General features: G+C 71.6%; 25 protein-coding genes. 12 read left to right on the top strand and 13 right to left on the bottom strand.

Annotated features, from left to right (window positions below):
* Nucleotides 1–117 precede the first annotated feature (117 nt).
* Both DSC45_RS32240 and DSC45_RS32235 read left to right on the top strand, forming a co-directional pair.
* Complete coding sequence (locus tag DSC45_RS32240) at nucleotides 118–1695, top strand: substrate-binding domain-containing protein (RefSeq protein WP_119295565.1); 1578 nt, start codon at nucleotides 118–120, stop codon at nucleotides 1693–1695.
* Between the two features lie 145 nt (nucleotides 1696–1840).
* Entirely contained in the window at nucleotides 1841–2758 is a 918-nt protein-coding gene (locus DSC45_RS32235; RefSeq protein ID WP_119295564.1) for a methyltransferase domain-containing protein, read from the top strand.
* Here DSC45_RS32235 and DSC45_RS32230 read toward each other — a convergent pair.
* Nucleotides 2672–3094 carry a VOC family protein gene (locus DSC45_RS32230; RefSeq protein ID WP_119295563.1) on the bottom strand — a complete coding sequence of 141 codons (423 nt, stop codon included), beginning with the start codon at nucleotides 3092–3094 and terminating at the stop codon, nucleotides 2672–2674. The two genes, DSC45_RS32235 and DSC45_RS32230, sit on opposite strands and share 87 nt — an antisense overlap.
* A 108-nt stretch (nucleotides 3095–3202) precedes the next feature.
* Here DSC45_RS32230 and DSC45_RS32225 point away from each other — a divergent pair, with 108 nt between their 5' ends.
* Entirely contained in the window at nucleotides 3203–4216 is a 1014-nt protein-coding gene (locus tag DSC45_RS32225; protein ID WP_119295562.1) for a helix-turn-helix transcriptional regulator, read from the top strand.
* Between the two features lie 184 nt (nucleotides 4217–4400).
* Here DSC45_RS32225 and DSC45_RS32220 read toward each other — a convergent pair whose 3' ends face one another.
* The 5 genes from DSC45_RS32220 to DSC45_RS32200 all read right to left on the bottom strand — a co-directional run bounded on the left by DSC45_RS32220 (nucleotide 4401) and on the right by DSC45_RS32200 (nucleotide 8480).
* On the bottom strand, nucleotides 4401–4643 hold the full coding sequence (locus tag DSC45_RS32220; protein WP_119295561.1) for a hypothetical protein: 243 nt from the start codon (nucleotides 4641–4643) through the stop codon (nucleotides 4401–4403).
* Between the two features lie 163 nt (nucleotides 4644–4806).
* A complete protein-coding gene (locus DSC45_RS32215; RefSeq protein WP_276145483.1) occupies nucleotides 4807–5463 on the bottom strand; it encodes a response regulator transcription factor in 657 nt (218 codons plus the stop codon).
* Nucleotides 5464–5473: 10 nt separating this feature from the next.
* Nucleotides 5474–6610, bottom strand: a complete 1137-nt coding sequence (locus DSC45_RS32210) for a sensor histidine kinase (RefSeq protein ID WP_119295616.1) — start codon at nucleotides 6608–6610, stop codon at nucleotides 5474–5476.
* A 113-nt stretch (nucleotides 6611–6723) separates the two neighbouring features.
* On the bottom strand, nucleotides 6724–7464 hold the full coding sequence (locus tag DSC45_RS32205) for an ABC transporter permease (protein WP_119295560.1): 741 nt from the start codon (nucleotides 7462–7464) through the stop codon (nucleotides 6724–6726).
* Nucleotides 7461–8480, bottom strand: coding sequence for an ABC transporter ATP-binding protein (locus DSC45_RS32200; RefSeq protein WP_119295559.1), 1020 nt, complete (start codon nucleotides 8478–8480; stop codon nucleotides 7461–7463). The genes DSC45_RS32205 and DSC45_RS32200 overlap by 4 nt, the downstream gene beginning before the upstream one ends.
* A gap of 165 nt (nucleotides 8481–8645) precedes the next feature.
* Here DSC45_RS32200 and DSC45_RS32195 point away from each other — a divergent pair, with 165 nt between their 5' ends.
* Complete coding sequence (locus DSC45_RS32195; RefSeq protein ID WP_119295558.1) at nucleotides 8646–10250, top strand: hypothetical protein; 1605 nt, start codon at nucleotides 8646–8648, stop codon at nucleotides 10248–10250.
* 55 nt (nucleotides 10251–10305) lie between these two features.
* Here the strand turns inward: DSC45_RS32195 and DSC45_RS32190 are convergent, their stop codons facing one another.
* The gene (locus tag DSC45_RS32190; protein ID WP_119295557.1) at nucleotides 10306–10704 is read right to left on the bottom strand and encodes a VOC family protein; all 399 of its coding nucleotides are present in this window, start codon (nucleotides 10702–10704) and stop codon (nucleotides 10306–10308) included.
* Nucleotides 10705–10812: 108 nt separating this feature from the next.
* Between DSC45_RS32190 and DSC45_RS32185 the strand changes: the two genes are divergently transcribed.
* On the top strand, nucleotides 10813–11811 hold the full coding sequence (locus DSC45_RS32185; protein WP_119295556.1) for a helix-turn-helix transcriptional regulator: 999 nt from the start codon (nucleotides 10813–10815) through the stop codon (nucleotides 11809–11811).
* Nucleotides 11812–11953: 142 nt separating this feature from the next.
* Nucleotides 11954–13450 (top strand): MFS transporter, encoded by a 1497-nt coding sequence (locus DSC45_RS32180; RefSeq protein ID WP_276145484.1) that lies wholly within the window; start codon nucleotides 11954–11956, stop codon nucleotides 13448–13450.
* Here DSC45_RS32180 and DSC45_RS32175 read toward each other — a convergent pair.
* Nucleotides 13417–13815 (bottom strand): hypothetical protein, encoded by a 399-nt coding sequence (locus tag DSC45_RS32175; protein ID WP_119295555.1) that lies wholly within the window; start codon nucleotides 13813–13815, stop codon nucleotides 13417–13419. The genes DSC45_RS32180 and DSC45_RS32175 overlap by 34 nt on opposite strands.
* 146 nt (nucleotides 13816–13961) lie before the next feature.
* Here DSC45_RS32175 and DSC45_RS32170 point away from each other — a divergent pair, with 146 nt between their 5' ends.
* The 5 genes from DSC45_RS32170 to DSC45_RS32150 all read left to right on the top strand — a co-directional run bounded on the left by DSC45_RS32170 (nucleotide 13962) and on the right by DSC45_RS32150 (nucleotide 18944).
* On the top strand, nucleotides 13962–14798 hold the full coding sequence (locus tag DSC45_RS32170) for a helix-turn-helix domain-containing protein (protein ID WP_119295614.1): 837 nt from the start codon (nucleotides 13962–13964) through the stop codon (nucleotides 14796–14798).
* Nucleotides 14795–15052, top strand: coding sequence for a DUF397 domain-containing protein (locus tag DSC45_RS32165; protein ID WP_119295554.1), 258 nt, complete (start codon nucleotides 14795–14797; stop codon nucleotides 15050–15052). The genes DSC45_RS32170 and DSC45_RS32165 overlap by 4 nt, the downstream gene beginning before the upstream one ends.
* Before the next feature lie 66 nt (nucleotides 15053–15118).
* A complete protein-coding gene (locus tag DSC45_RS32160; RefSeq protein WP_119295553.1) occupies nucleotides 15119–15955 on the top strand; it encodes an NAD(P)H-binding protein in 837 nt (278 codons plus the stop codon).
* Between the two features lie 1169 nt (nucleotides 15956–17124).
* The gene (locus DSC45_RS32155) at nucleotides 17125–17994 is read left to right on the top strand and encodes an SGNH/GDSL hydrolase family protein (protein ID WP_119295552.1); all 870 of its coding nucleotides are present in this window, start codon (nucleotides 17125–17127) and stop codon (nucleotides 17992–17994) included.
* An 80-nt stretch (nucleotides 17995–18074) separates the two neighbouring features.
* On the top strand, nucleotides 18075–18944 hold the full coding sequence (locus tag DSC45_RS32150; protein ID WP_119295551.1) for an alpha/beta fold hydrolase: 870 nt from the start codon (nucleotides 18075–18077) through the stop codon (nucleotides 18942–18944).
* 66 nt (nucleotides 18945–19010) lie between these two features.
* Here DSC45_RS32150 and DSC45_RS32145 read toward each other — a convergent pair whose 3' ends face one another.
* A complete protein-coding gene (locus tag DSC45_RS32145; protein ID WP_119295550.1) occupies nucleotides 19011–19604 on the bottom strand; it encodes a TetR/AcrR family transcriptional regulator in 594 nt (197 codons plus the stop codon).
* A gap of 190 nt (nucleotides 19605–19794) precedes the next feature.
* Here DSC45_RS32145 and DSC45_RS32140 point away from each other — a divergent pair, with 190 nt between their 5' ends.
* A complete protein-coding gene (locus DSC45_RS32140; RefSeq protein ID WP_119295549.1) occupies nucleotides 19795–20649 on the top strand; it encodes an NAD(P)H-binding protein in 855 nt (284 codons plus the stop codon).
* 171 nt (nucleotides 20650–20820) lie between these two features.
* Here DSC45_RS32140 and DSC45_RS32135 read toward each other — a convergent pair whose 3' ends face one another.
* The 4 genes from DSC45_RS32135 to DSC45_RS32120 all read right to left on the bottom strand — a co-directional run bounded on the left by DSC45_RS32135 (nucleotide 20821) and on the right by DSC45_RS32120 (nucleotide 24189).
* Nucleotides 20821–21753, bottom strand: a complete 933-nt coding sequence (locus tag DSC45_RS32135; protein WP_119295548.1) for a protein kinase family protein — start codon at nucleotides 21751–21753, stop codon at nucleotides 20821–20823.
* Nucleotides 21750–21989 carry a hypothetical protein gene (locus DSC45_RS35940; RefSeq protein WP_162929408.1) on the bottom strand — a complete coding sequence of 80 codons (240 nt, stop codon included), beginning with the start codon at nucleotides 21987–21989 and terminating at the stop codon, nucleotides 21750–21752. The genes DSC45_RS32135 and DSC45_RS35940 overlap by 4 nt, the downstream gene beginning before the upstream one ends.
* Nucleotides 21990–22319: 330 nt before the next feature.
* Nucleotides 22320–23195 (bottom strand): alpha/beta hydrolase, encoded by an 876-nt coding sequence (locus DSC45_RS32125; protein WP_119295546.1) that lies wholly within the window; start codon nucleotides 23193–23195, stop codon nucleotides 22320–22322.
* A gap of 88 nt (nucleotides 23196–23283) precedes the next feature.
* Nucleotides 23284–24189 (bottom strand): MerR family transcriptional regulator, encoded by a 906-nt coding sequence (locus tag DSC45_RS32120; RefSeq protein ID WP_119295545.1) that lies wholly within the window; start codon nucleotides 24187–24189, stop codon nucleotides 23284–23286.
* Nucleotides 24190–24408 lie beyond the last annotated feature (219 nt).

The following is a 24408-nucleotide window of genomic DNA, read 5'->3' as shown; positions in this document are numbered from 1 at the left end:
ACGGGTCGACGTACTCGGCGACCCTCCTCCACACCCCGCCGGAACTTCGTACGGTGACCGGACCGACCGGCCGGAACCACCCGCCGGAACACCGCCGGATCACCGTGCGAGGCACCCGTGGAGTGGCTGAACGCCGAGAACGTCATCGCCGTGTTCTCCCTGATCGTCGGTGTCATCGCACCCGTGGCGATCTTCTGGTACGAACGCCGCGTGCCGCGCCGGCGGCGGATCGGCCACCGCGTGCAGATGGACGCCCCGATCGGCAGCGCCCAGGTGGACGCGGAGGACGAGTCGCGCCTCGGCGTCTTCGACCAGATAGCCGGACTGCCCGACGCCACCCTCGTACTGATCCGTATCGAGAACGACGGATCAGCGGCCATCCTGGCGGCCGACTACACCAGTCCGCGCGCCCACGGGCTCACCGTCGAGTTCGCCGGCCGCACGGTCCGCGGGGTCGCGCTGACCGAACGCAACATCGACGACCTGACGGACCACTTCGGCACGGACTCCGGCTACACCAGCGAGGACAACCTCGTACGGCTGCCCAAGGTGCCCATCAACAGCGGCGAGTTCTACAAGATCCTGGTGATGCTCACCGGCGGGCCCGCGGACAGCAGGATCGACGTGCGGGGCGGCATCGCGAACGGTTCGGTGGAGCCCAACCAGTCCACCACCCTGGACGAACGCCCCACCCGCTTCCACCGGATGGCCAAGGGCCTCACCACCGTCCTGACCCTCTTCGTTCTCGTCCTCGCGTCGATGATCCTGCTGCGCGGCAACGAAGACCCCGGGCCTCCGATGGGCTGCGAGAAGGGCACGATCAAGGTCACCGGATCCACCGCGTTCGAGCCGGTCGCCGAGGAGTTGGCGGAGAAGTACATGCGCGACTGCCCGGGTTCGAAGGTCGACGTCGACACTCGCGGCAGTACGGCGGGCATCCAGGCGCTCGACGCCGAGGGGCGCGCGTCGGACGGCGGATCACCGGCCGTGATCAGCATGTCCGACGGACCGAAGCCGCGCGGCTTCGGCGACCTGCGCGAGAACAGCGTCGCCGTGTCCGCCTTCGCCCTCGTCGTCCACCAGGGCGTCAGCGGCGTCGACGACCTCACCCTCGACCAGGTCCGGCGGATCTACCGCGGCGACATCCGCAACTGGCAGCCGCTCGGCGGCCCGAACCTGCCCATCGTCCTGATCAGCCGCGACGCCGGTTCCGGCACCCGTGAGGTCTTCCAGCGCCGCGTCCTCGGCCGCAACGAACCCGCCAACTCGTCCCGCGACTGCCGTACCAGGGACGACCCCGGGGCCGCGGTCATCCGCTGCGAACTCGACTCCACACCCCAGGTCCTGGACACCGTCGCCCGCACACCGGGCGCCATCGGCTACAGCGAACTGCGCTCCGGAAGCCGGCCCGAGGGCACGAAGGTGCTGCGCCTGGACGGGCACACCCCGACCGTCGGCGAGGAGGCCGATCCGTCGGGCGGAGGGTCGGGCGGAAGCGGGGAGGCGTACCCGTTCCGGGAGACCGAGTACGCCTACACCTACGGGCGGCCGCCCGCGAACTCGTTGGTCTCCAGCTTCCTCAACTACATGAGCCGGGGCAGCGGCCAGGACGTCATGCGCACCCACGGCCATGTGCCGTGCGCGGCACCGGACGGGGTCGCGCTGTGCGCGGGATCGGATCCGCCGGGGACGTGACGGCCGGATCCACCGAGGGCATCCTCAGCCGGGTGCAGTGAGCCCGGGCAAGAACCGTCGCAGCGCACCCGCCGCCCGCCACCTGCCCCTTGGCCCCGCTGCTCAGTGCCCGCTGCCCTCGACAACCCCGTGGCAGAATCCCGGCATGTCCCAGCACGACGACGATCGCGGTTACCTCCTGGACAACCGGCAGACCGAGGCGGGGATCCGCTTCGGCGCGCTCGGCGAGCTCTTCGATCCGGTGACGTTCCGGCACGTCGACGCACTCGGTATCGGTCCGGGGATGCGGTGCTGGGAGGTCGGTGCCGGAGGCCCCTCCGTACCCCTCGGCCTGGCCGAACGCGTCGGCCCCACGGGACGGGTCGTCGCCACCGACCTGGACGTCTCCTGGACCCGGGACGCCGCCGACGACGTGATCGAGGTGCTGCGCCACGACGTGGCCGCCGACCCCCCACCGCCCGGCGGCTTCGACCTCGTCCACGCCCGTCTCGTCCTGGTCCACGTCACCGATCGCGCCGCGGCGCTGCGCAGCATGGTCCGGGCGCTGCGCCCCGGCGGCCGACTGCTCCTCGAGGACGCCGATCCCGGATTGCAGCCGCTGCTCTGCCCGGACGAATCGGGGCCCGAACAGCGGCTCGCCAACCGGCTGCGCACCGGCTTCCGCGAGCTGATGGCGGCACGCGGCGCCGACCTCGCGTACGGCAGAACGCTGCCGAGGCTGCTGCGTGAGGCGGGCCTCGACGACGTCCGGGCGGACGCCTTCTTCCCGATCACCTCGCCCGCGTGTGCCGTACTCGAGGCCGCGACCGTACGGCAGATCCGCGGCCTTCTGGTGGCCGAGGGCCTGGCCACCGACGAGGAGATCGAACGGCATCTCGCGAACGTCGCCACCGGCACCCTCGACCTGGCCACGGCCCCGATGATCTCGGCCTGGGGCCGCCGACACCCGTGCACAACGCCGGCGCCCAGGCGTCCGTCAGCCGTTGTACGGGGCGGCGACGTCCAGGACCCAGGTGATGCCGAAGCGGTCGGTCAGCATGCCGTAGAGCGGCGCCCACGGTGAGGCGGCCAGCGGCTGCACCACCGTGGCGCCCTCCGCGAGGCGCTTCCAGAGCGCTTCGATCTCGGCGGTGCCCTCGCCGCGCACAGAGACGAAGAACGGGTTCTCACCCCGGCTCCAAGGGAGTGCGGACGGTACGTCGTAGGCCATCACGTGGAAGCCGTTCTCCCCCCGCACCTCGCCCCAGGTCACCCAGTCCGCCTCGTCCTCCCGCCGCACGTTGCCGACGTCGCGGTACGTGACGACGACGGCGCGCCCGCCGAAGACGTCGCCGTAGTGCTCCAGCGCCTGACGCGCCTCGCCCCGGAAATTCAGATGGGTGGTGGTCGTCACGGTCATGTCGGCTCCTCGCTCGGGTGCGGGTCGTTCGGTCGTTCCCCGCTCTGCGTCGACTGTCACAGGGATGGCGGACAGGTTGTGTCCTGTACTGCGGGCACCCTGAGAGGCATGCACAAGACGTCCTCGCGCCTGCTCGCTCTGCTCTCCCTGCTGCAGACCCGCCGTGACTGGTCCGGGGACGAGCTCTCCGGGCGGCTCGACGTCACTGCGCGCACGGTCCGCCGCGACGTCGACCGCCTGCGCGAGCTCGGGTATCCGATCACCGCCGTCAAGGGGCCTGCCGGGGGATACCGGCTCGAGGCGGGGGCGCAGCTGCCGCCGTTGATCTTCGACGACGATCAGGCCGTCGCCGTCGCCCTGGCGCTGCAGTCGGCGGTCGCGGGCACCACGCTGGCCGAGGACGCGGCCCGCGCGCTCGCCACGATCCGCCAGGTCATGCCGCCGCGGCTGCGGCACCGCATGGACACGCTGCGCGTCACGGCCGTCCACCCACCGGGCGACGCGCACGACCCCACCCCGGACACCCAGGTCCTCACCGACCTCGCCACCGCCGTCCACGCCCACGCCGAACTCCGCTTCGACCACGTCCCGGACGGCGCCGCGGACACCGCCGCTCCCGGGCAGCGCCGCCGCGTCCAGCCGCACCACCTGGTCACCCGGCACGGCCGCTGGTATCTGCTCGCGTGGGATCTCGACCGGGAGGACTGGCGGACGTTCCGCGTCGACCGCATCCGGCCGCGTACTCCCACGGGCCCCCGCTTCACGCCGCGCGAGGTGCCCGGCGGCGATGTCTCCGCCTTCGTCATGAGCCGGTTCCGCGGCTCGGACGGCACCGGCTCCGACTGGCCGTGTCAGGGGGTGGTGGTGCTCGGCCGACCGGCGGCCGACGTCGCGCCGTTCGCCGGGGACGGACTCGTCGAGGCGCTCGGCCCCGACCGCTGCCGGCTGACCCTCGGTTCCTGGTCCTGGATCGCTCTGGCCTCCGCGATCGGCCGCTTCGACACCGCCGTCGAAGTCGTCGGCCCACCCGCCCTCACGGAAGCCTTCCGCCACCTCGCGGCTCGGTACGCGGACGCGGCAGAGGGAGCAGAGGGAGCAGAGGGACAGGCCGTCCGGGAGTAGTGCAGACCGACCCACCGACCGCACCGACCGCACCGACCGGAAGCATGGCGCTCTGCAGGAGCGGCCAGCCGGATGCGGGCCGGTTCGCCCTTCCCTGCGCCGCCCGGCCGTCGTCCGGATCAGTCGCGCAGACGAGCGTTGCTCGAACCGATCGCGCACCAGGGATGGTCGACGCCCCCTTACCTCAGGCCCAGTCGCGCGGCCGGCCCTCCATGTCGAGGTCGTGCAACGTCTCGTAGCGCCGCTTGGCCGCGCCGTGACCCACCGTCGCGACGACAGCGCCCGGAATGCCCCAGGCGAGGCCCGCGTCCCAGGACACGTCCGAGACGAGATGCGCGATGCCGAGCGAGACGAAGTACCCGACGAAACCAGCTACTTGGTGCCGCGTCCGGTACCACCACGGAAGCCCGTCCGGTGCCGACATCATTGAACTGCCCCCATTGCATGCTCCCCGTCACGCCCCGGCTCCGGCTCAGGCTCCGGCTCTCTGTGTCCGGCCCGACCCGAGGCGCGCGGACTCGACGGTACAGAAGGCGTGTTGGCGCCGTCCCCCGAAACGGATCCCCGGACGGCGGGTGGGAGTCACCCGGTCAGAGCCAGCCCTTGTCGCGGGCCCGGGCGATCGCCTCGGCGCGGTTGCGGGCGGCGAGTTTCTGGATGGCCGTGGAGAGGTAGTTGCGGATCGTGCCCTGCGAGAGGTTGAGGGCGGTGGCGAGTTCGGCGTTGGTGCGGCCGTCGGCGGCTGCGCGCAGGACCTCGCGTTCGCGGTCGGTGAGCGGGTTCGCGCCTTCCGCGAGGGCCGCCGCCGCCAGGGCGGGGTCGATGACCCGCTCGCCCGCGAGCACCTTGCGTACGGCGTCGGCGAGTTGGGCTGCGGGGGCGTCCTTCACCAGGAAGGCGTGCGCGCCGGCCTCCATGGCGCTGCGCATGTAGCCGGGGCGGCCGAAGGTGGTCAGGACGATCACCTTCAACCCGGGTAGTTCCGCGTGCAGTCGGGCCGCCGCCTCGATTCCCGTACTGCCCGGCATCTCGATGTCGAGCAGCGCCACGTGCACCGCGTGCCGACGCGCCGCCTCGACCACCTCGTCGCCGCGCGACACCTGCGCGACTACCTCGATGTCCGGTTCGAGCCCGAGAAGCGCGGCGAGTGCCTCGCGCACCATCGCCTGGTCCTCGGCGAGCAGCACCCGGACCGTGCCACCGCCCGCCGCCGCAGTGTCCTGCTCGTCGTCGCCCTCGCCGTTCACGTCCCGGATCCTACGGAGCCGCCGGGACCCGGGCCACCAGGCGGAAGCCGTGCCCCGGGGCGGCGCCGGTCTCGAGCGTGCCGCCGGCCGCGGCGAGGCGTTCGGTCAGGCCTGCGAGGCCGTTGCCCGGGGCGGCGCCGGAGGGGCCCGCGCCGTCGTCCTCCACCGAGAGCTCGACCACCGGCCCGTCGAGCGTCTCGCGCCGTACGACACCCACCACGCAACGGTGCCCGCCGCTGTGCCGTACGACATTGGTGACCGCCTCACGCAACGTCCAGGCCAGCGCCGCCTCCTGGGCGTCGCCCAGCGCGGACGGCAGCTCGCCGGGCACCGCCGCCGTCATACCCACGGCCCGCAACGCCTCCTGTGCGGCGGCGAGTTCGCCCGCGAGACGCGGTCGCCGGTAACCGGTCACGGCCTCCCGTACGTCCGCAAGTGCCTGGCGGCCGACCGCCTCGATGTCGGCGACCTGACTCGCCGCCTGCTCCGGCCGGTCGGGCAGCATCCGCCCCGCCAGCTCGCTCTTGAGCGTGATCAGGGACAGCGAGTGGCCGAGCAGATCATGCAGGTCGCGGGCGAGCCGCAGTCGCTCCTCGTTCGCCGCGAGCTGCGCCACCTGTGCCCTCGCCTCCCGCAACTGCACGGTCGTACGGACCAGTTGGCCCACCGCCACCATGGAGAACCCGCCGAGCAGCGCCGGGATCATCAGACCCACCTCGGGCCCCACGCCGAGCACCAGCGCGGTCACCACCATCAGACTGGTCGCGGCCGGGATCGCGAACCGGGCGCGGCGGGCGGGCAGTACGGCACCGCAGGCCACGGCGACGTACACGAAGAGGACGAGCCAGGGTTCGCCGAGGGTGAGGGCGAGCACCACGGCGCCGGCCGGCAGGGCGCCGAGCACGATGCGCACGACGACCCGGTCGGTGAGCCGGCTGGTGTGCCGGAAGACGAGCACCACGTACGTGCCGACGAACAGCAGCAGTCCGAGTGTGCCGCAGACCCTGGCGACGACGCCGTGCCGACCGTGCAGCAGGTCGTCGGCCGGTTCGGCGAGGAAGAACAGCCACAGTCCGATCCACAGCACCTTGGCCGTCAACGCCCGCCGGGCATCGGGGGATTGACCGATTCCGAAGCCCGGGCCGATCCCGCGGCCCTCGCCCGGGCCGGATCCGGTGCCGGTCCAGGTCCCGTCGAGGAACGAGTCCGGGGCCTGGTCGCCGGTGCCGCCGGCCGCCGGCCCCGGTCGGGTGCTGTCGCTCACGCCTTCAACGTGTCCTTCCGGTACAGCCAGGCAGCGCCGCCCGCGAACAGCGCGAAGTACACGGCGATCAGTGCGACGTCCTGCGCGTGCGGGGCGTTGCCCAGCTCGATGGCCTGGCCGAGTGCAGCGTACGCGTGCGTCGGCATCCAGTCGGCGACATCCTGCAGCCACTGCGGGAACGTCGTGGTGGGCATCCACAGGCCGCCCAGGATCGAGAGCCCGAAGTACACGAGCATCGCCACGGGCCGCACCGCGTCCCCGCTCACCAGGTACCCGATGGCGACCCCGAGCGCCGCGAAGCACAGGCTGCCGGCCCAGATCGCGCCGGTCAGCGCCAGCCACTGCCAGGCGTCGAACGTGACGTTCTTGAACACCGCGGCCACCACGAAGACGATCACGATCGACGGCAGCGAGACGACGGCAGCGCTCGCCGTCTTGGCGAGGACGTAGCCGCGGCCCGGCAGTGTGGAGAGGCGGAGCTGGCGCACCCAGCCGTTCTCGCGCTCCTTCGCGATCTGCTGGCTGTTGCCGAGGAGTACGGCGGTCAGCGCGCCGAAGGAGGCCATCGACACCATCATGAACGAGGCCAGGTTCAGGCCCGTGCCGTCCACCAGCGTCTTGCTGTCCGCGCCGCCCGCGATGAGCAGGAAGAGGAGCGACGGATAGACCACCGAGAAGAAGAGGAACTTGCGGTTGCGCAGAGCGCGGGTGATCTCCAGCTTGATCAGGCTGTTCACTTGGTCGTCGCCTCCTGCTGCCGGTCGGTGTCTGCCTGCTGCTGCCGGTCGGTGATCGCTTCCCCGGCCTCGGTGATCGCCACGAAGGCCTGCTCGAGACCCAGACCGGCGACCTCGAGATTGCGCGGGTAGACGCCGAGCCCGTAGAGCGCGTGCACGGTCGCGTCGGCATCGGTGGACTGAATCCGGACACCGCGGCTGCCGGCGGACGGCGACACGGTGACGGTCGTCGCGAACGGCAGGCCGCGCAGCGCCGCCTCGTCGGCCTCGCCCTCCAGATCGAAGGCGATACTGCGCGCCCCGGCCTTCGCCTTGATCTCCGCGGCCGTGCCGTCGGCGAGCACCCGGCCCCGGTGCAGCACGATCACCCGGTCGGCGATCGCGTCCGCCTCCTCCAGATAGTGGGTGGCGAACAGGACCGTACGGCCCTGCCCCGCCTGCTCCCGCATGGTGGCCCAGAAGGACCGGCGTGCCGTGACGTCCATGCCGGTGGTCGGCTCGTCCAGGACGATCAGGTCGTTCGCACCGGCGGTGGCGAGCGCGAAGCGGACGCGCTGCTCCTGGCCGCCGGAGAGCTTGTTGACCTTCCGGTCGGCGATCGAGGCGACACCGGCCCGGGTCATGACCTCCTCCGGCCGGTACGCACGCGGGTGCAGGTCGCAGGCGAGTCGTACCAGCTCGGCGACCGTCACCTCGTCCATCAGGCCGCCGCTCTGCAGCATCGCGCCGACCCGGCCGCGCACGATCGCCTCGCGCGGGCTGGTGCCGAAGAGGCTGACCGAGCCGCTGTCCGGCGGGCGCAGGCCGAGCAAGAGGTCGAGGGCGGTGGATTTGCCGGCGCCGTTCGGCCCGAGCAGGGCGACCGTCTCTCCCGGGTACAGCCTCAGGTCGATGCCGTCGACCGCCCGGAGTCGGCCGTAACACTTGGTGACCGCCGTGAAGGCGACCGCGGGTGTGGTGCCCGTCGTGGGTTCGGGTGCTGTGCCCGTCGTGGTCCCGGATTCTGTCCTCTTCATGCCCCCGATCCTGGCCGTCGGGGCGGGTCGTGCGGCAGTGTCTGCCGTCGGGACTCCGGCATGACAGCTGTCATACGGGGCAGGGGCGGGCCGGTGGTCACCCGCTCCGCGGGGCCTGACCCGCGCACCCGCACCACACAGCGTTCGGCTTTGGGGGAACCGCCCGTGCACGACCTCGGTGAGACGACACCAGAACCGGCCCCCGAAGGGCCCTCCCGCCACCGGCGGCGCCTCGCGCTCGTCGCGGCGGCGGTGGCCGTCGCCGTGATCGCCGCGGTCCCGCTGCTGTGGGGATCGCTGAGCGGCGACGACACGGAGGCCGAGGATCCGAAGCCGCGCTCCGCAGCGCTGGAGGGGCCCGCGGGAACTTCACCGGTGGCGGACTTCGACAACGACGGTACGCAGGACGTCCACAGCACGGGCGAGGGCCGCGTCGGTCGTGGCGTCTACGTCATCTACGGGTCGCACAAGGGTCGTTCGGGCAGCGACAAGGCCAAGTCCGGGGCGGACAAAGCCGGTTCCGGGGTCGGCGAGCAGGGTCGGATACGTATGACCCTCGACAGCCCCGGCGTTCCCGGGGCAGAGGGTGACGGTGTCGGCTTCGGTGGGCTGACCGTGGCCCGGGACTTCGACGGCGACGGCTACACGGACCTGGCGGCGTCGGTCGAGACGTGGAGGAAGAAGAGCAAGCTGCCGGGGGGCACCCACGGTGGCATCGTCGTCCTGTGGGGATCGCCCAAGGGCCTCGACGGCGGCTCGTACCTGGACGGCGTACCGAAGAACTACCTGCGCACCTCGCTCGACGAGGACCAGCTCGTCGCCGGCGACATGAACGGCGACGGACACAGTGATCTCGTTCTGCGGCTGGGGTCCCGACAGGGCCTGCTCAAGGGCCCGTTCGGCCGCGACGGCAGTACCGGCGGTACGGCCGCCGTCCCCGCGCCGCTCCCCGACACGGACGGACTCGTCGGCGTGTTCGCCGCGGACCTGGACGGCGACGGGAGCGACGACCTGATCAGCTCCCACGGCACCGATCCCGAGGGCATGGACAGCGGCAAGGTCGAGACCAGTTGGACGGCGGGCGGCCCCGACGGCTTCCGCAAGCCCGACACCGACGTGCTGCCCGGCATCCAGACCGCGACTTTCGGCGACGTCGACAAGGACGGCTTCACGGACTTCATCATGCGCCGCTACCCGAAGGACGTCGGACCGGAATCGGGCCGGACCGGCCCCCTCGAGGTCTTCCCCGGCTCCGAGCAGGGACCCGACCCGGAGCGGCGTACCGAACTCGACCAGGACTCCCCCGGAGTGCCCGGCCACAAGCGGGAGTTCGACGGATTCGCCGGCACCATCGACGCCGGCGACGCGGACGGCGACGGCTACGCGGATGTCGCGGCGAGCGCGTCCCTGGGCGAGGACGACGGCAGGAACGGCGTCGTCCTGCTGCACGGCGGACCCGAGGGCCTCACCGGACGCGGCGCCGGCCTGGCCGAAGAACCCGCCTCGTCCCGGAAGGAAGCCCGGGAGCAGGACGAGACGCACCCCCGCTCCGGGTTCGGCAGCGGCCTGCGCCTGGGCGACACGGACGGCGACGGCTCCGGCGACCTGACCATCGGAGCAAGTCGTACGGGCGACTTCGACGGCGCGCTGTGGACCTTCCCCGCCCGGGACGGGAAGTGGCCGCAGGACACGGCACGTCTGCACCGGCCGGGCGACTTCGCGCACGGGCCGGGACCGAAGTCCGACACGCTCGGCTCCGACGTGCAGTGACGGCGGAGGGCTCCTCGGCAGGCCACGACTCCCGGTGGCCGCACCCGCGCCGGCCTCAGCGGGCGAACTTCGCGACGGCCGCCTCGGTCACCGGGGTGAAGAAGTTGACGAGGTTGCCGTCCGGGTCGCGGAACAGCAGCGACCGGTTGCCCCACGGCATCGTCGTGGGCTCGTTGACGAAGTCGGTGACGAACCCGGCCAGGTTCCCGTGCACGCGGTCCACGTCGTCGACGAGGAACTCGATGATCACGCTGCGGTTGTCGGCCGGGCGTGCGGCGCCCGGCCCGAACAGCGGCACTGTGCGGGTGGCCGCGATCGCCAACGTGGCGCCGGGCGTGCGGAGTTCGGCGAAGTCGTCGGTGGACCAGGCCGCCCGGACGCCCGTGGCCCGCTCGTAGAACTCGACGAGGCGTGCGACGTCGTCGGTGATGATCCGGATCGAGACGAATTCCATGGTGCTCTCCATGAGCTGTCGGGCGGCCCGCCGTGGAGCCCTTGCCCTTCGCACGCTAGGACAGATAGTGGACAGAATCGGTCCACTATCGACGCTAGGCTCTTGCCCATGTCCCGCCCCACCGGCCGCGTACTCACCCTCCTCGAGCTGCTGCAGTCGGGCGGCACCCGGACGATCGCCGAACTGGCCGAACGGCTCGGCGTCGACGGCCGCACCGTCCGCCGGTACGTGGACCACCTGATCGACCTCGACGTACCCGTCGAAGCGGTGCGCGGCCGCTACGGCGGCTACCGGCTCGGCCCCGGCTACCGCCTGCCCCCGCTCATGCTCAGCGACGACGAGGCGCTCGCCGTACTGCTCGGCCTGGTCGCGGGCCGACGAGCGGGGCTGATGACGGCCGCGGACACGGCGGGCGAGACGGCCGCCGCGAAGATCCGCCGGGTGCTGCCCGCACGCATCGCCCGCCGGCTCGACACCGTCCTGGAATCCCTCGCCTTCACCGCCCCGCCCGGCGAGTTCGACACCCCGGACGCCGGGGTCCTGCTCACCGTCGCCGACGCGGTACGCCACCGCCGGCCGGTCTCGGTCAAGTACACCGACCGCGACGGCCGGCGCAGCGAACGCACGCTGCACCCGTACGGGATCGTCGCCCACTCCGGCCGGTGGTACGTCACGGGCCCCGACCCCGAGATCGGCGAGAACAGGACCTTCCGGCTCGACCGCATCGCGGACGCGAGGGCCCTGCCCGGCTCCTTCGACGAGCCCGAGGGACCCGGCCCCGCCGAGCGCGTGCTGTCCGGGTTCGCGACGGCCGAGTACCGGCATCGCGTGACGCTGCGGATCCACGGGACGGTCGAGCAGGTCCGCGTCCGGCTTCCCGCCGGCGTGGCGAGCGTGGCGGAGGCCGACCCCGGGACCTCGGCGGACGCGGGCCCGGAGGCCGAGCGCTGGCTGCGCGTCGAGCTGCGGGCGGAGCGGCTCGACTGGCTGCCGCCGGTACTCGCCGCCCTCGACCGGCCGTTCGTCATCGAGCGCCCGGATGCACTGCGCGACCTCGTCACCGCACTCGCCGACCGGCTCAAGTCCTCCGCCCGCCGGGCCCCCTGACCGGCCCCGCACCCCACCGCAGATGGTTGTACGCTGAAACGGTTGTCGGCCGCGCCGTGTGCCGCACGTACCTGTCGGGCGGAAGGAGGCTGGCTCCACCGTGCCCGGTCCCATCGAACCGCGTCCCGCAGAACAGCGTCACGTGGAACCGCATCCGGCAGAACCGCTCAGCAGCCGCCGCCGGCTCCTCGTCCTGGCCATCTGCTGCATGAGCCTGCTGATCGTCAGCCTCGACACCACCGCTCTGAACGTGGCGCTCCCCGACATCCGCCGCGACCTCGACACCTCCGTCTCCGGCCTGCAGTGGGTCATCGACGCCTACACGCTCGTCCTCGCCGCCCTGCTCATGCTGTCCGGCGCGACAGCCGACCGGATCGGGCGGCGCAGAGTGTTCCGCTGGGGTCTGACGGTGTTCGTCGTCGGATCGCTGCTGTGCAGCCTCGCGCCGGGGCTCGGCTGGCTGGTCGCGGCCCGCGCGATGCAGGCCGTCGGCGGCTCGATGCTCAACCCGGTCGCCATGTCGATCATCACCAACACCTTCACCGAGCCCCGCGAGCGCGCCCGCGCGATCGGCGTCTGGGGCGGCGTCGTCGGCCTCAGCATGGCCGCCGGCCCGGTACTCGGCGGACTCCTCGTCGACCTCAGCGGCTGGCGCGCGATCTTCTGGGTCAACGTCCCCATCGGTATCGCCGCCCTCCTCCTCACCACCCGCTACGTCCCCGAGTCCCGCGCCCCGCGCGCCCGCCGCCCCGACCCCGTCGGCCAGCTCCTGATGATCGTCCTGCTCGTGTCCCTCACGTACGGGATCATCGAGAGTCCGCATCACGGCCTCGGCTCCCCGCTGGTGCTCTCCTGCGCAGGCATCGCGGCCCTCGCCCTGCTCGCCCTCCTCCGCTACGAGGCACGGCGCTCGGAACCCCTCATCGACCTGCGGTTCTTCCACAGCGCACCGTTCGCGGGAGCCACCGCGATCGCGGTGTGCGCGTTCGCCGGACTCGGCGGCTTCCTCTTCCTCACCTCGCTGTATCTGCAGGACGTACGGGGCATGGACGCCCTCGACGCCGGGCTCCACCTGCTGCCGATGGCCGCGATGACCCTGGTGTTCGCGCCGCTGTCCGGCCGCATCGTCGGCGCCCGCGGCCCTCGCCTCCCACTGCTCGCCGCGGGTACCGGCATGACGGCGGCGGGCGTCCTCTTCGCCCTGACCTCGTCCGCCGAACTGCACCTCGGGGTCCTGTTCACCGGGTACGTCCTGTTCGGCATCGGCTTCGGCATGGTCAACGCCCCCATCACCAACACCGCCGTCTCCGGCATGCCCCGTGCCCAGGCCGGTGTCGCCGCCGCGGTCGCCTCCACCAGTCGCCAGGTCGGCTCCTCGCTGGGCGTCGCCGTGGTCGGAGCGGTGATGGCCTCGGCAGCAGTCGGCAGCGGGTCGTACGGCAACTTCGGCGACACGGAACGCATCGCCTGGTGGATCCTCGCCGGCTGCGGCCTCGCCGTACTGATCCTCGGCGCGGTCACCTCGGGGCGGTGGGCGCGTGGGACGGCGGAACGCACCGCGCGGCTGCTGATCGCCGAGGACGGCGAGACGGCTCCGGGCCCGGATCACAGGGCGAACAACGCACTGCGCAAGAGCTGAGTGTGCACCAGGTCCGCGCCGCGCGGCCGGTGCCGCCAACTCAGCGGCCACGTACAGCCGTTGAGAGCGGGCACCGGGATGTACGCGATGTGCCCCGGGCCTGCCGCGAGCCGAGTCACCTCGACCGGCCACGGTCGGTAGGCCGTACTGCCCGCCGCGACCAGGAAGTAGACCGAACGCCGCCCGTTCGCCTCCTCCACCACGGGCCCCGGGTCACCGGCGGTGAGCCGAGCCAGCCCGTCCGCGAGCGCGCGCCCGCCGTCCCCGTCGACCCTCACGGCATCGAACTGCACGCCCGCCTTGCGGAGTTGGAACCCGCGCAGGGGCACCCAAGCGGGACACAGCCTGTCACTTTCCGTATTCATGGGGTCAGTTTCCGCAGGTCGGACTAGCGTTTTCCAGGGCTGCGGATCAACTGCCGAGGATGGTTGCGGCGGGGCGCGGCCCGGTTGTGACCGGTTGATTTCGGTTGAGTCAGAGTCGAGTCCCGTCGAGCCCGGGGGTGACCGCGATGGCGCGGGCACAGAACAAGCACACGGCAGGTTCCGCCACGCGCTACGTCGCCGGCATGGCCCGCAAACTCCGCGAGAAACAAGGCCTGTCCCAACGGGAGTTGGGCGAACGCACCGGCTTCACTGCGGCAGCCATCAGCGCGATGGAGACGTGCGCACAGCCCGCCAGCGATCAGATGCTGATCGCGCTGGAGGCAGCGCTCGGGGGCGGATTGGGGCTCTTCGAGGATGCGCGGGAGTTCGTACGGCTGGAGAAGTATCCGGTGCAGTTCAAGAACTTCGTTCCCCTGGAGCAGGCGGCCTTGACGATGTCCTCATACGAAACCTTCGTTATCAACGGCCTTTTCCAGACCGAGCGTTACGCACGCGCGCTCATCGGCGGAGGTTACCCGCCACTCGAGGAGGAACGAGTCGAGGAGCTCGTCGAAGCACGATTGGCTCGTCGCGCATTGTTCGATCGCGTACCCGTCGCCCTCGTCGAGTTGGTCGTTGAAGAAGCCGTCCTTCGACGCCCGTTCGGTAGCCGCGAGATCATGCGGGAACAACTCCTGTATCTGACGGAACTGGGCGAGCGACGCAACGTGACGTTGCAGGTTCTTCCGCTGGAACGAGGAATCAGGGGCGATCACGCTGGCGCCCGAGGCGGCATGACCCTCATCGAGACCCCAAGTCACGATCACCTGCTTTACATGGAGATCCAGGACGAGAGTCTGCTGATCAGCGAACCTGAAAAGGTGAGTTCACGAGCACAGCAGTATGCGAAGATCCGCGCACAAGCGTTGGACCCAGACCAATCCCTGACCCTCATCGAACGGCTGGCGGGAGAAGAACAGTGACCAGCACTCTGCGTTGGTTCAGGTCGAGCTACAGCGACAGCAGCGGCGGCCAGTGCGTAGAGGTTGCCCACGACTGGCACAAGTCCAGCTACAGCGCCAGCAGTGGCAGCGACTGCGTAGAAATCGCCGGCCACCCCACCGCCATCCACATCCGCGACTCCAAGCAGCCCGACGAACCGCACCTCACCGTCGCCCCTGCCACCTGGACCGACTTCCTCGCCACCTGGTCCGAGCCGTCCCCCGCGTCCCCTTGACCTGAAGCGCGATTGAGCTTCTAGCGTCCCCTTCGGTCGAGCATCCGAGGAGGGGAGAACGCGCTCATGATTCTCGTGACGGGAGCCACCGGGAACACAGGAAGTTCGCTGCTGAGGGAGCTGCACGCGAGCGGGGCCGGGCCACTGCGGGGCCTCACTCGTGACGTTGCCCGGGCGGCCTCGTTCCCGGACGAAGTCGAGGCGATCGAAGGGGACTTCGAGGACGGAGCGTCGCTGAAGCGCGCCCTGGCAGGGGTGCGCTTGATGTTTCTCGTATCGCGTATGGGCTCGGACGCCGACATCCTCGACGCGGCCCGGCAGGCAGGCGTGGAGCACGTGGTGGTGGTGTCGTCCATCACCGTCCAGACACATCCACACCTCGGCCCAGCCGCCGAGAACCGGGCTGTCGAGCAGCTGCTCAAGGACAGCGGCATGGCGTGGACGATTCTGCGGCCGACGCAGTTCGCCTCGAACGCCCTGTGGTGGGCCGATGCGATCCGCGGGCACCAACCGGTCCAGGTGCCGTACGCGGACATCGCTCTCCCCACGATCCACCCCGCGGACATCGCGTCGGTGGCGCGAGTGGCGCTGACCGAGCCCGGTCACCGAGGCCGTACGTACGCCCTGACCGGCCCGGAGCCGGTGACTGCCCGCCAACAGGTGGCGACCGTCGCGGCGGCACTGGGGCGGGAGGTGCCTTTCGCCGAGATCAGCCGGGAGGAGGCCCACCGGCACATGGCGGCATTCCTGGGCGACGAGGCCGCGGACGCGGTGCTCGACGTGACGGGCGGTGACGTCAACGACGAGCTGCTGAAGGTCCGCGACACGGTCTCGCAGCTCACCGGCTCCCCGGCCCGGCCCTTCCGTCAGTGGGTCTCGGAGAACGCCGCCGCCTTCCGCTGATCCGTCCGGCGCCGCGCCCGTTCACGGCATGCGGCACCCGCCCGTCGCGACGCTCGGCGGCATGCCGCGCGTTCGCCCGCTGGCAGACGTCGGGGGCACGGGGCCTGTCTGCACCCAACTGCTGCTGTGTATCGGGCTGTTCGAGCGCGGTACACAGGTCGGACGCGAGCAGGTCGGACACGAGGTGGGGCCGCTACGCGCACCTCGGTCCGCCCGGAGGTCTTCCGGCACGGGCCTCGCCGCCGACGCGATCACGTCGACTACGGAGTCGAGGCGCGCGCCGCTGCCCGCACGAGTCGTCAGGCCGGCGCGCACGGGCCGGGGGACGGTGCCGTGCCGGTCCAGGGCGGCGATGCGCTCGAGTTCGACGCAGAGCGCGGGGCGCGGGGCGCGGGGCCGGCCGGTGAGACCGCCGTGATCGGGGGCCGCTCAGCCCCGGTTCGGCGTCCGTCCCCGGGCGCCCAGCTGTGCAGTCGGCCGAGCTGCTGGACCGCTCCCCCGGCCCGACGGGCGCGCGGTCGCAGCGTCCACGCGGGGCGGGCCCCGTCCGTGCGCCGCCCCGGCATACGGCCTACGTACGGCGGCCCGACCGGACTCGCGACGGGGCGCGTGACGGGGCGAACGGGGTTCCCGAAGTCACGCCGCGGTAGCCGATCACGAGGGACTCGCCGAGGAAGCTCACGCCGATGGAGAGCTGGACGGGGCGGGCGTTCCCGTGCATGCCCAGCCGGCGGTACACCCCCGCGGACACCCTGACCCGAGTACGCGCAGTCGAACCAGGCCCCGAGTTCCGCGAACTCGACGAGGGCGTCCGGCCGCGGCAGACACGGGCACCGGGCGCCGTTCCACCGAACAGTCGACCATCGCGACTATGTTGTCCGAGTTGCCCGATCCGCCCGCATTCACCGAAGTCGCTGACGTCACCGACTTCACCGACTTCACCGAGCGAGTTGTCTGACGCCCATTCAACTTCCCTCAGGAGCCGTCCCGTACCACTTCCGAGCCCGGATGAATACTCCACGAACCACACGCGGAGTCATCCAGATCCCTGCATCCGGCGTCTGGTGCGCACGCGTGGACTGCCCCATGATGAGCCAACTCTCTTGGAGAGGCCTCCACTTGCACCCGGCCGGTCACTCCCCCCACCTTGAGACGACATTGGAGACGCCATGCGCAAGCTCGCTCGTGCCGCGGCTGTGACAGCGACGGTCACCGGAGTCCTCGGAGCAACCGCCCTCGTATCTCCGGCACAGGCAGCACCCTCGGACGGGTCCGAGTACGCGGCGCTCGGCGACAGCTACAGCGCCGCGTCCGGCGTACTGCCCCTCGACCCCACCGCACACCTGCTCTGCGCACGGTCCACCAAGAACTACCCGAACGTCATCGCGCAGGCCACCGGCGCACACCTCACCGACGCCACCTGCGGCGGCGCCACCACGGAGCACTTCGCGAACTCGCAATACGCGGGTGTGGCACCGCAGTTGGATGCCGTGAGCGAGAACACCGAGCTGGTCACCCTCACTATCGGCGGCAACGACAACGGCACGTTCCTCGACGCCGTGCTCGCCTGCGGACTGGCCGGAGCGGGCAGCCTCGGCAAGGGGAGCCCCTGCAAGGACAAGAACGGCAGTTCCTTCGAGGACGACGTGCGGAACAAGACGTACCCCGCCGTGAAGGCCGCACTGGCCGCGGTGCACGAGAAGGCACCCGACGCCGAGGTCGCCGTGCTCGGGTACCCCTGGATCATGCCCGCCGCCTTCGACAAGTCCTGCTTCGCCAAGATGCCGATCGCCGAAGGCGACGTGCCGTACCTGCGCTCCCTGCAGTCCACCCTGAACGGCGTCGTCAAGCAGGCGTCGGACGAGACCGGGTCCACCTTCGTCGACCTGGCCGAGAAGTCCGAGGGCCACGACAGCTGCTCCGGCGACCGCTGGGTCGAACCGGCCCTGTTCGGCACCAACTTCGTGCCCGTGCACCCCAACGCGGAGGGCGAGAAGCAGATGGCCGACATCACCATGGACGCCCTCGGTCTGCGCTGACGGAAGGCAGACACCCGTCGCGGGCCGGCCCCCTCCCGCCGCTCCGATGAGTTCGCGGGACGTGGCCGGTCACCATGGGTATGAAGACTCACACGCTTGAGACAGCCGGCGCGGACCTCGTGTACGACGTGCGTGGGCCGCTGCCGGCCCCAGCGGGACGCCCGCCGTTGCTGATGATCGGGCAGCCCATGGACGCCACCGGCTTCGCCGCGCTCGCCGCGCGGTTTCCGGAACGGACCGTCGTCACGTACGACCCGCGCGGGCTCGGCCGCAGCACCCGTAAGGACGGGCGAGTGGACCACACGCCGCAGACCCAGGCCGGGGACGTGCACGCCGTGATCGAGGCGCTCGGGGCCGGGCCGGTCGAGCTGTTCGCGAGCAGCGGTGGAGCGGTGACCGCGCTCGCGCTCGTGGCGGAGTACCCCGCCGACGTGACCACCCTGGTCGCGCACGAGCCGCCGCTCATCACGCTCACGCCGGACGGTCCGGCGGCCGTGCGGGCCCGGGCCGGTGTCCGGGACGCGTACGAGAAGCGGGGGTGGGGAGCCGGGATGGCGGCGTTCGTGGTCATGACCTCGTGGGAAGGCGAGTTCACGGACGCGTACTTCGCACAGCCGGAGGCCGATCCCGCCGCGTTCGGGATGCCCGCGGAGGACGACGGGTCGCGCGGCGATCCGCTGCTGTCCGACCTGTCCTGGGCGCTGAGCGACTATCGGCCGGACGTCGACGCGATCGCCGCCGCGCCGACCCGCACGGTGATCGCCGTCGGCGAGGAGTCCGACGCCGTGCAGACCGGGCGTACGTCCGTCGCGGCCGCCGAACTGCTCGGGCAGCGGGTGACGGTGTTCCCGAGCCACCACAGCGGGTTCTGCGACGAGGAGTTCGGATACCCGGGGAAGCCGGACGAGTTCGCGCAGCGACTGCGGGAAGTCCTCGACGGCGCCTCCTGACCCCGCCGCTCAGCCCGCGGCTCCACCGTGCGTCCGCGGGGCCGTGCATCCGCGGGGCCGTGCGTCCTAAGCGGACGGGCGGCCGCGGATTCCGTCAAGGAAGTACGTGGTGCGGCGGTCGTAGTCGTCCCGGGCAGGGCGCTCACCGTGCTTCAGGGCGAGGGCGTTGTCGACGACGAGTGCGTGCAGGTCGCCCGCCGTGAACTCCGGCCGCAGCGCGCCGGAGACCCGTGCGGCTGCGATGAGTTCCTCGTTCGCCTCGCTCCCCGCCCGGCAGATCTCCATCAGTGGCTGCGAATTGGGATAGGTCTGCAGCAGGACGTCGTTCACGGCGGGCTGGCGGTACTGGAGATCGCGGAGCGCGGTGAAGTAGTACACGATCCGCTCGTCGATGTCGCCGATGGTCCGGGCGCGATCGATGACGGCGAGCAGCTCCGCCGCGACGACCTCCTCGATGACGGCGTCGATGAGGCCGATCCGGCCGCCGAACCGGTTGAAGACCGTCGCCTTGCTCACCCCTGCCGCTCTGGCGACCTCATCCAGCGGGACCGTCAGGCCCCGCCCCTGGAAGGCGCCGACCGCGGCGGCACGGATCTGCTCGGAATTGCGCCTGGCGTCGGCGCGCAACCGGGATTCCGACGAAGGCACCGCACCGGCCATGTCCGCTCACCCTCTCCACTGTCGCCGACGCCACTGCGTCGCTGCGTCTCTGCACCTCTGGGCCATAAATTGACTCCTGCGGTCAGCTTACCTACGCTCGTCGACGGAAGAGAAACTGACCACCGTGGTCAACTTACGCTGCCGCCCATCTCCGAGACGGACGGCGCGGGCACAGGAAGAGGCAGAGAACATGATCGTTGTCACCGGCGCCACCGGTGGTCTCGGCGGCGCCACCGTCGAGCACCTCCTCGAGCGCGTACCCGCGGACCGGATCGGCGTCAGCGTCCGCGACACCGCAAAGGCCCGGCACTTCGCCGACCGCGGCGTGCGCGTACGCCAGGGCTCCTACGACGATCCGGCGGCGCTGCGCGACGCCTTCGCCGGTGCCGAGCAGGTCCTGCTCGTGTCCGGCAACGACCCGGCCGCCGACATCGCCGGCCTGCACCGCACGGCCATCGAGGCCGCCGTCGAGGCCGGCGCCCGGCGCATCCTCTACACGAGCCAGCAGGGCGCCGTCCCCGGCAACCCGTACCCGGCGTCGGCCCTCCACATCGACACCGAGGCGGCCCTCGCCGACTCCGGGGTCGCCTGGACCGCACTGCGCAACGGCGCCTACGGACCGCTCGACCAGGTACTCGGCCCGTGGCAGCGGACCGGTGAGATCGCACAGCCGCAGGACGGCCCCGTCCCGTACACCGACCGTGACGACGTGGCCGAGGCCACTGCGGCCCTCCTCGCCGGTGACCGCACCGTCGACGGCCCGGTCGACCTCACCGCGCCGACCGCCGTCACCTTCGACGACTTCGCCAGGATCGCCTCCGACCTCACCGGCCGCACCGTCAAGCGCACCGTCCTGGACGACGACCAGTGGATCGCCGACCAGATCGCGGCCGGCGTCCCCGAGCCGATGGCCCGCTTCATGCTCACCTGGTACCAGGCCACCCGCGCCGGCCACTTCGCCGAGACCGGCCCCCTCCTGACCGAACTCCTCGGCCGTGAGCCCCGCACCGCCGCGGACCGGCTCGCCGCCCAGATCGCCGCCTGAGGCCCACGCCGTTCGCGCCGGAGCGACAGCGGCGGGCGAGACGCCCGACCTCTGCACGACCGGGCCGGTGCCTGCCCGCGGGGAGCCCGGCGTTCCGGGCGCCGCCCCCGGAACGCCGACCGGGACGTCACCGGTTGAGCAGGTGGCGTTCCGGACAGCGCACGCCCACCGTCACGAGGGCCTGGACGCGTGCCAGGTACGCCCGGTGACCAGGTCGTCGAGTGCGCGCAGCCTTTCGGTGCTCAACCGCCTTCGTGTATCGGGCTGTCCGAGGGCGATGCGAAGGTCGGACGCCAGATGGGCCGCTTCGCGTACCTCGCATTCCGCTCGGAGGTCTTCCGGTACGGCCCCCGTCGCCGACGCGACCACGTCGAGGACGGCGTCGAGGTGCGGGCCGCTGAATCGAATGAGGAAGAACCAGTCGTCGGCGGGTTCCCCGAAACGGGCCCACTCGAAGTCCACCAGCACCGCCACACCCGCCCCGCGCACAAGCCAGTTGCCCCAGTGGCAGTCGGCGTGAACGGGGACGACGGCTCGTGCGCCGCCCGTCGGCGCGCGCCGCGCGATGGCCGCCAGGCCGGCGAGCAAGGGGCGGGGGACGGTGCCGTGCCGGTCCAGGGCGGCGATGCGCTCGAGTTCGGCGAAGAGCGCGGTCCGGGTGGTGAAGCCGCCGTGGTCGAGTGGTTCGCTCAACACCCGCTCGCTGTCGCTGCCGGGCAACCAGGCGTGCAGGCGGTCGAGTTGACGGACCGCTTCCTCGGCCGATGAGCGTGCGGTCGCGGCGTCCACTCCCGGCAGGCCCATGCCGAGGACCGCTCCCGGCACACGGGCGTAGCAGGCGTAGCGGACGTGGCGCGTTCCCAGCCTGTGGAGCCCGGCGTCGAGGAGTCGTGCGGTGAGTCCGCTGGGCAGGTGCGGTGCGAGAGCCGTCTCCCGGTCCAGGCGGGTGTGACCGTCGGCCTCGATGATTTTCACGACGATCTCGTCGCCGACGTAGACGTGGTGGGAACTGCTCTGTGCGGTGGCCATGGGCCCCGGGTCACGCCCCAGCACCGACGCGGCGATCGCGCGCGCGGCACCGTGAGCCTGCAGCAGGTCGGTCATGACGGCGACGCCCCCTTGTGGCGCAGGGGCCGCCCGGTGCGGGCGTCGAGCAAGTGACGCTCGTCCAGGGGCCGTTCGAGCCTCACCGTCACCTCCTGCTGCTTCGCCTGCTTCGTACACGAGCCGCCGTCCTGGTGGCCCTCGACCGATCCCGACAGGACGACGCTGCGGCGCGTCTCCAGTACATCTACCTGCGCACCGGTGTCGCAGGCGCCGCGGACGGCGATGACCGTCACCCTCAGCCCCTCGACAGCGATCGACCCGCGGACCGGGTGGCCGGGGAGATCTCGGTTCGGCGCGACGGGAGGCCTCGTCGGCGGCGAGGCTGTGACGGCCCGCTCGTCCCAGGCCGCGGCGACTTCCCGGGCCCGCTCCCGCAGAGCATCACCAGCGTCCTTCGCTCCTGCATCACACCCGGCGGCCGTCAGCACGGCCACGGTCACCCCCGCCCCGCAGAGCCCTGCGCACCTTGCGCCGGAACGCTCGGCCTTCACCGTCACACGACCTCCCGGGCGAACGGCGTGACGAACAGCCCGCACCTACGACGTGGCGGACCCGGTGGGCGTTCATCGGGCGCGGCTCAGCAACGTGCGCAAGATGTCGTCGGCGTGGGTCCAGAGCAATGATCCCGCGGCGGTGGGAAGCAGGTGACGGGTCGATGTCGGGAGCAGTCGGCTGAGCGAGGCGCCGAGGTCCGGAGAGTGGGTCGGGCTGGTGTCCTGCTGTCCGTACCAGAGGTCGACCGGCGCGGCGATGTCGGCCGGGTCGAAGGGCCAGCGGCCCATCGCCAGGACGGTGTCACGCGCGTAGCCTGCCGGGCCCTGACCGAATGCCTCGCGCATCGCCCGCCGGAACGCGCGCCGGAAGACCGGGTCGGAGTAGACCGTGCGATCGGCCTCCGGGCTCGTCCTGATGATCAGGTCCCAGAGCGCATCGGCGCTGCCGAAGCGGGCGAAGTCGGCCTCGGCGTCCTCGGGTCGGGACGCCACGGCGTCGACCAGGTCCCGCACCTGCGGGTCCAGCGAGGAGGTGAAACGAGGGTGGGCGAGTTCGTCGCTGCCGGACACCACGGCCACCGCGTCCACCAGACCGTCCGCCGCCAACGCGAGTGCGAACGGCGCTCCTTGCGAGAACCCCACCGCCAACGGCGCGCGCAGCGCCCGCACTTGGACGAGGTGCCGGATATCCCTGGCCCAGCCGGTCAGCGAACGGCCGGGGGCCGGGTCCGACGCGCCCAGGCCCGGGCGGTCCACGCTGATGAGCCGGACACCCGCCGAGTCGACGACGTCGCCGCCGAACCCGAGCCGTCTGCTGGTGGCCGCACCCGGGCACACCAGCACCGGTGCGCCGTCAGCCGGCCCCCATTCCGCCCAGCCGAGGAGACGGCCGTCCGGCAACCGGGTCTGTCCGAGCCGGGCTGGTTCCCGCACCCCGTAGTCCATGGCTCGTATTGTGCCGTGCCCGGATACCGCCCCGCCGGCAGTGCCCGGCGTGTGCAGGGCGCTTCGGGCCGTACGACCAGCACGTGTCTCAGGCAGCGGGTGAGTCTCGGACGGAGAGTTCTACGGCCAGTTCCATACAGCGCAGGCGGGCCGGGGAGAAGTCGTAGGGCATCTTGCCGGTGGCTTCGAGCACGCTCATGGAGTCGGCCTCGCGCCTGCCGGGACTGACGCCGTCCTCGCCGTCGTCGGCGGTGGCCGGGTGCAAGGTGTCCCAGGCGTCGAAGAGCGCGTCGTCGTCCTCGTCCAGGCCGGACTCCTCGATGACGGCGTGCAGGGCGCTCTCGAAGGCGTGCCGCTCGACGGCCACTCGCGCCACCCGTGGATCGTCGACGGCGACAGTGTCGTCGAGTGCCTCCTCGGCGTCATCGATGCGGTCGGATTCCTCCCGCAGAGTGGGATGCGTGGCCAGGACGACGAAGCGGGTGGCCTGGACGGCCGCGCCGAGCGGGCCGAAGATCCGCTCGGTGACCAGCAGACTGTCCAGGTCCGCCTGCCGCAGGGAGCCCTCGGGCAGGCCCTCGAGGCGTTCGGTGACGAAGTCGGAGAGCAGGCCCATCCGGCTGCCTCGGGTGCGCATCCGCTGCACGGAGGCCCGCTGCCGCCGCAATTCCGCCTCCCGCTCGGCGAGGGTTTCCTTCAACCGTTCCAGGATGTCCGCGATACCTGCTGCGCCGTCCGCACCGGCGGAAGCCGGGCCGGTGGTGAAGGCGTCCCGGATGTCGTCCAGGGCGATCCCGGCATCGGCCGTCCTGCGAATCCACAGCAGCCGGATCATGTCCTCGTACCCGTAGCGGCGGCGGTCATCGCTGCCCCGCTCGGGCTCGGGGAGCAGGCCGATCTCGTGGTAGTGGCGAATCGCCCGTGGCGTGCTGCCGGCGAAGGCCGCCGCGTCACCGATCTTGACCCGGCGGGGCGGCACGAAAGACGAATGCATGAGCAAGGACCTTTCCTCAAGGCATCGGGACGTAAGTCCACCGGAGTCCACCGGACCACATGCCGCTACGGAAGGTGCAACCCCGTAAGCACCGTCCCGCGCCCTGTGCCCGGTGCTGCTCGATGCGGGTGATCCCGCATTCGCCCGCGTGCCCTTGTCGGTCCGCGCGGTCGAGGACGGGCGCGAGGCGCGCAGGGAAGCCGACCCTGCAACAAGACC

Source organism: Streptomyces sp. YIM 130001 (assembly GCF_003574445.1).
Taxonomy (GTDB): Bacteria; Actinomycetota; Actinomycetes; order Streptomycetales; family Streptomycetaceae; genus Streptomyces.
This window is presented reverse-complemented; position numbering and strand designations above follow the sequence as displayed.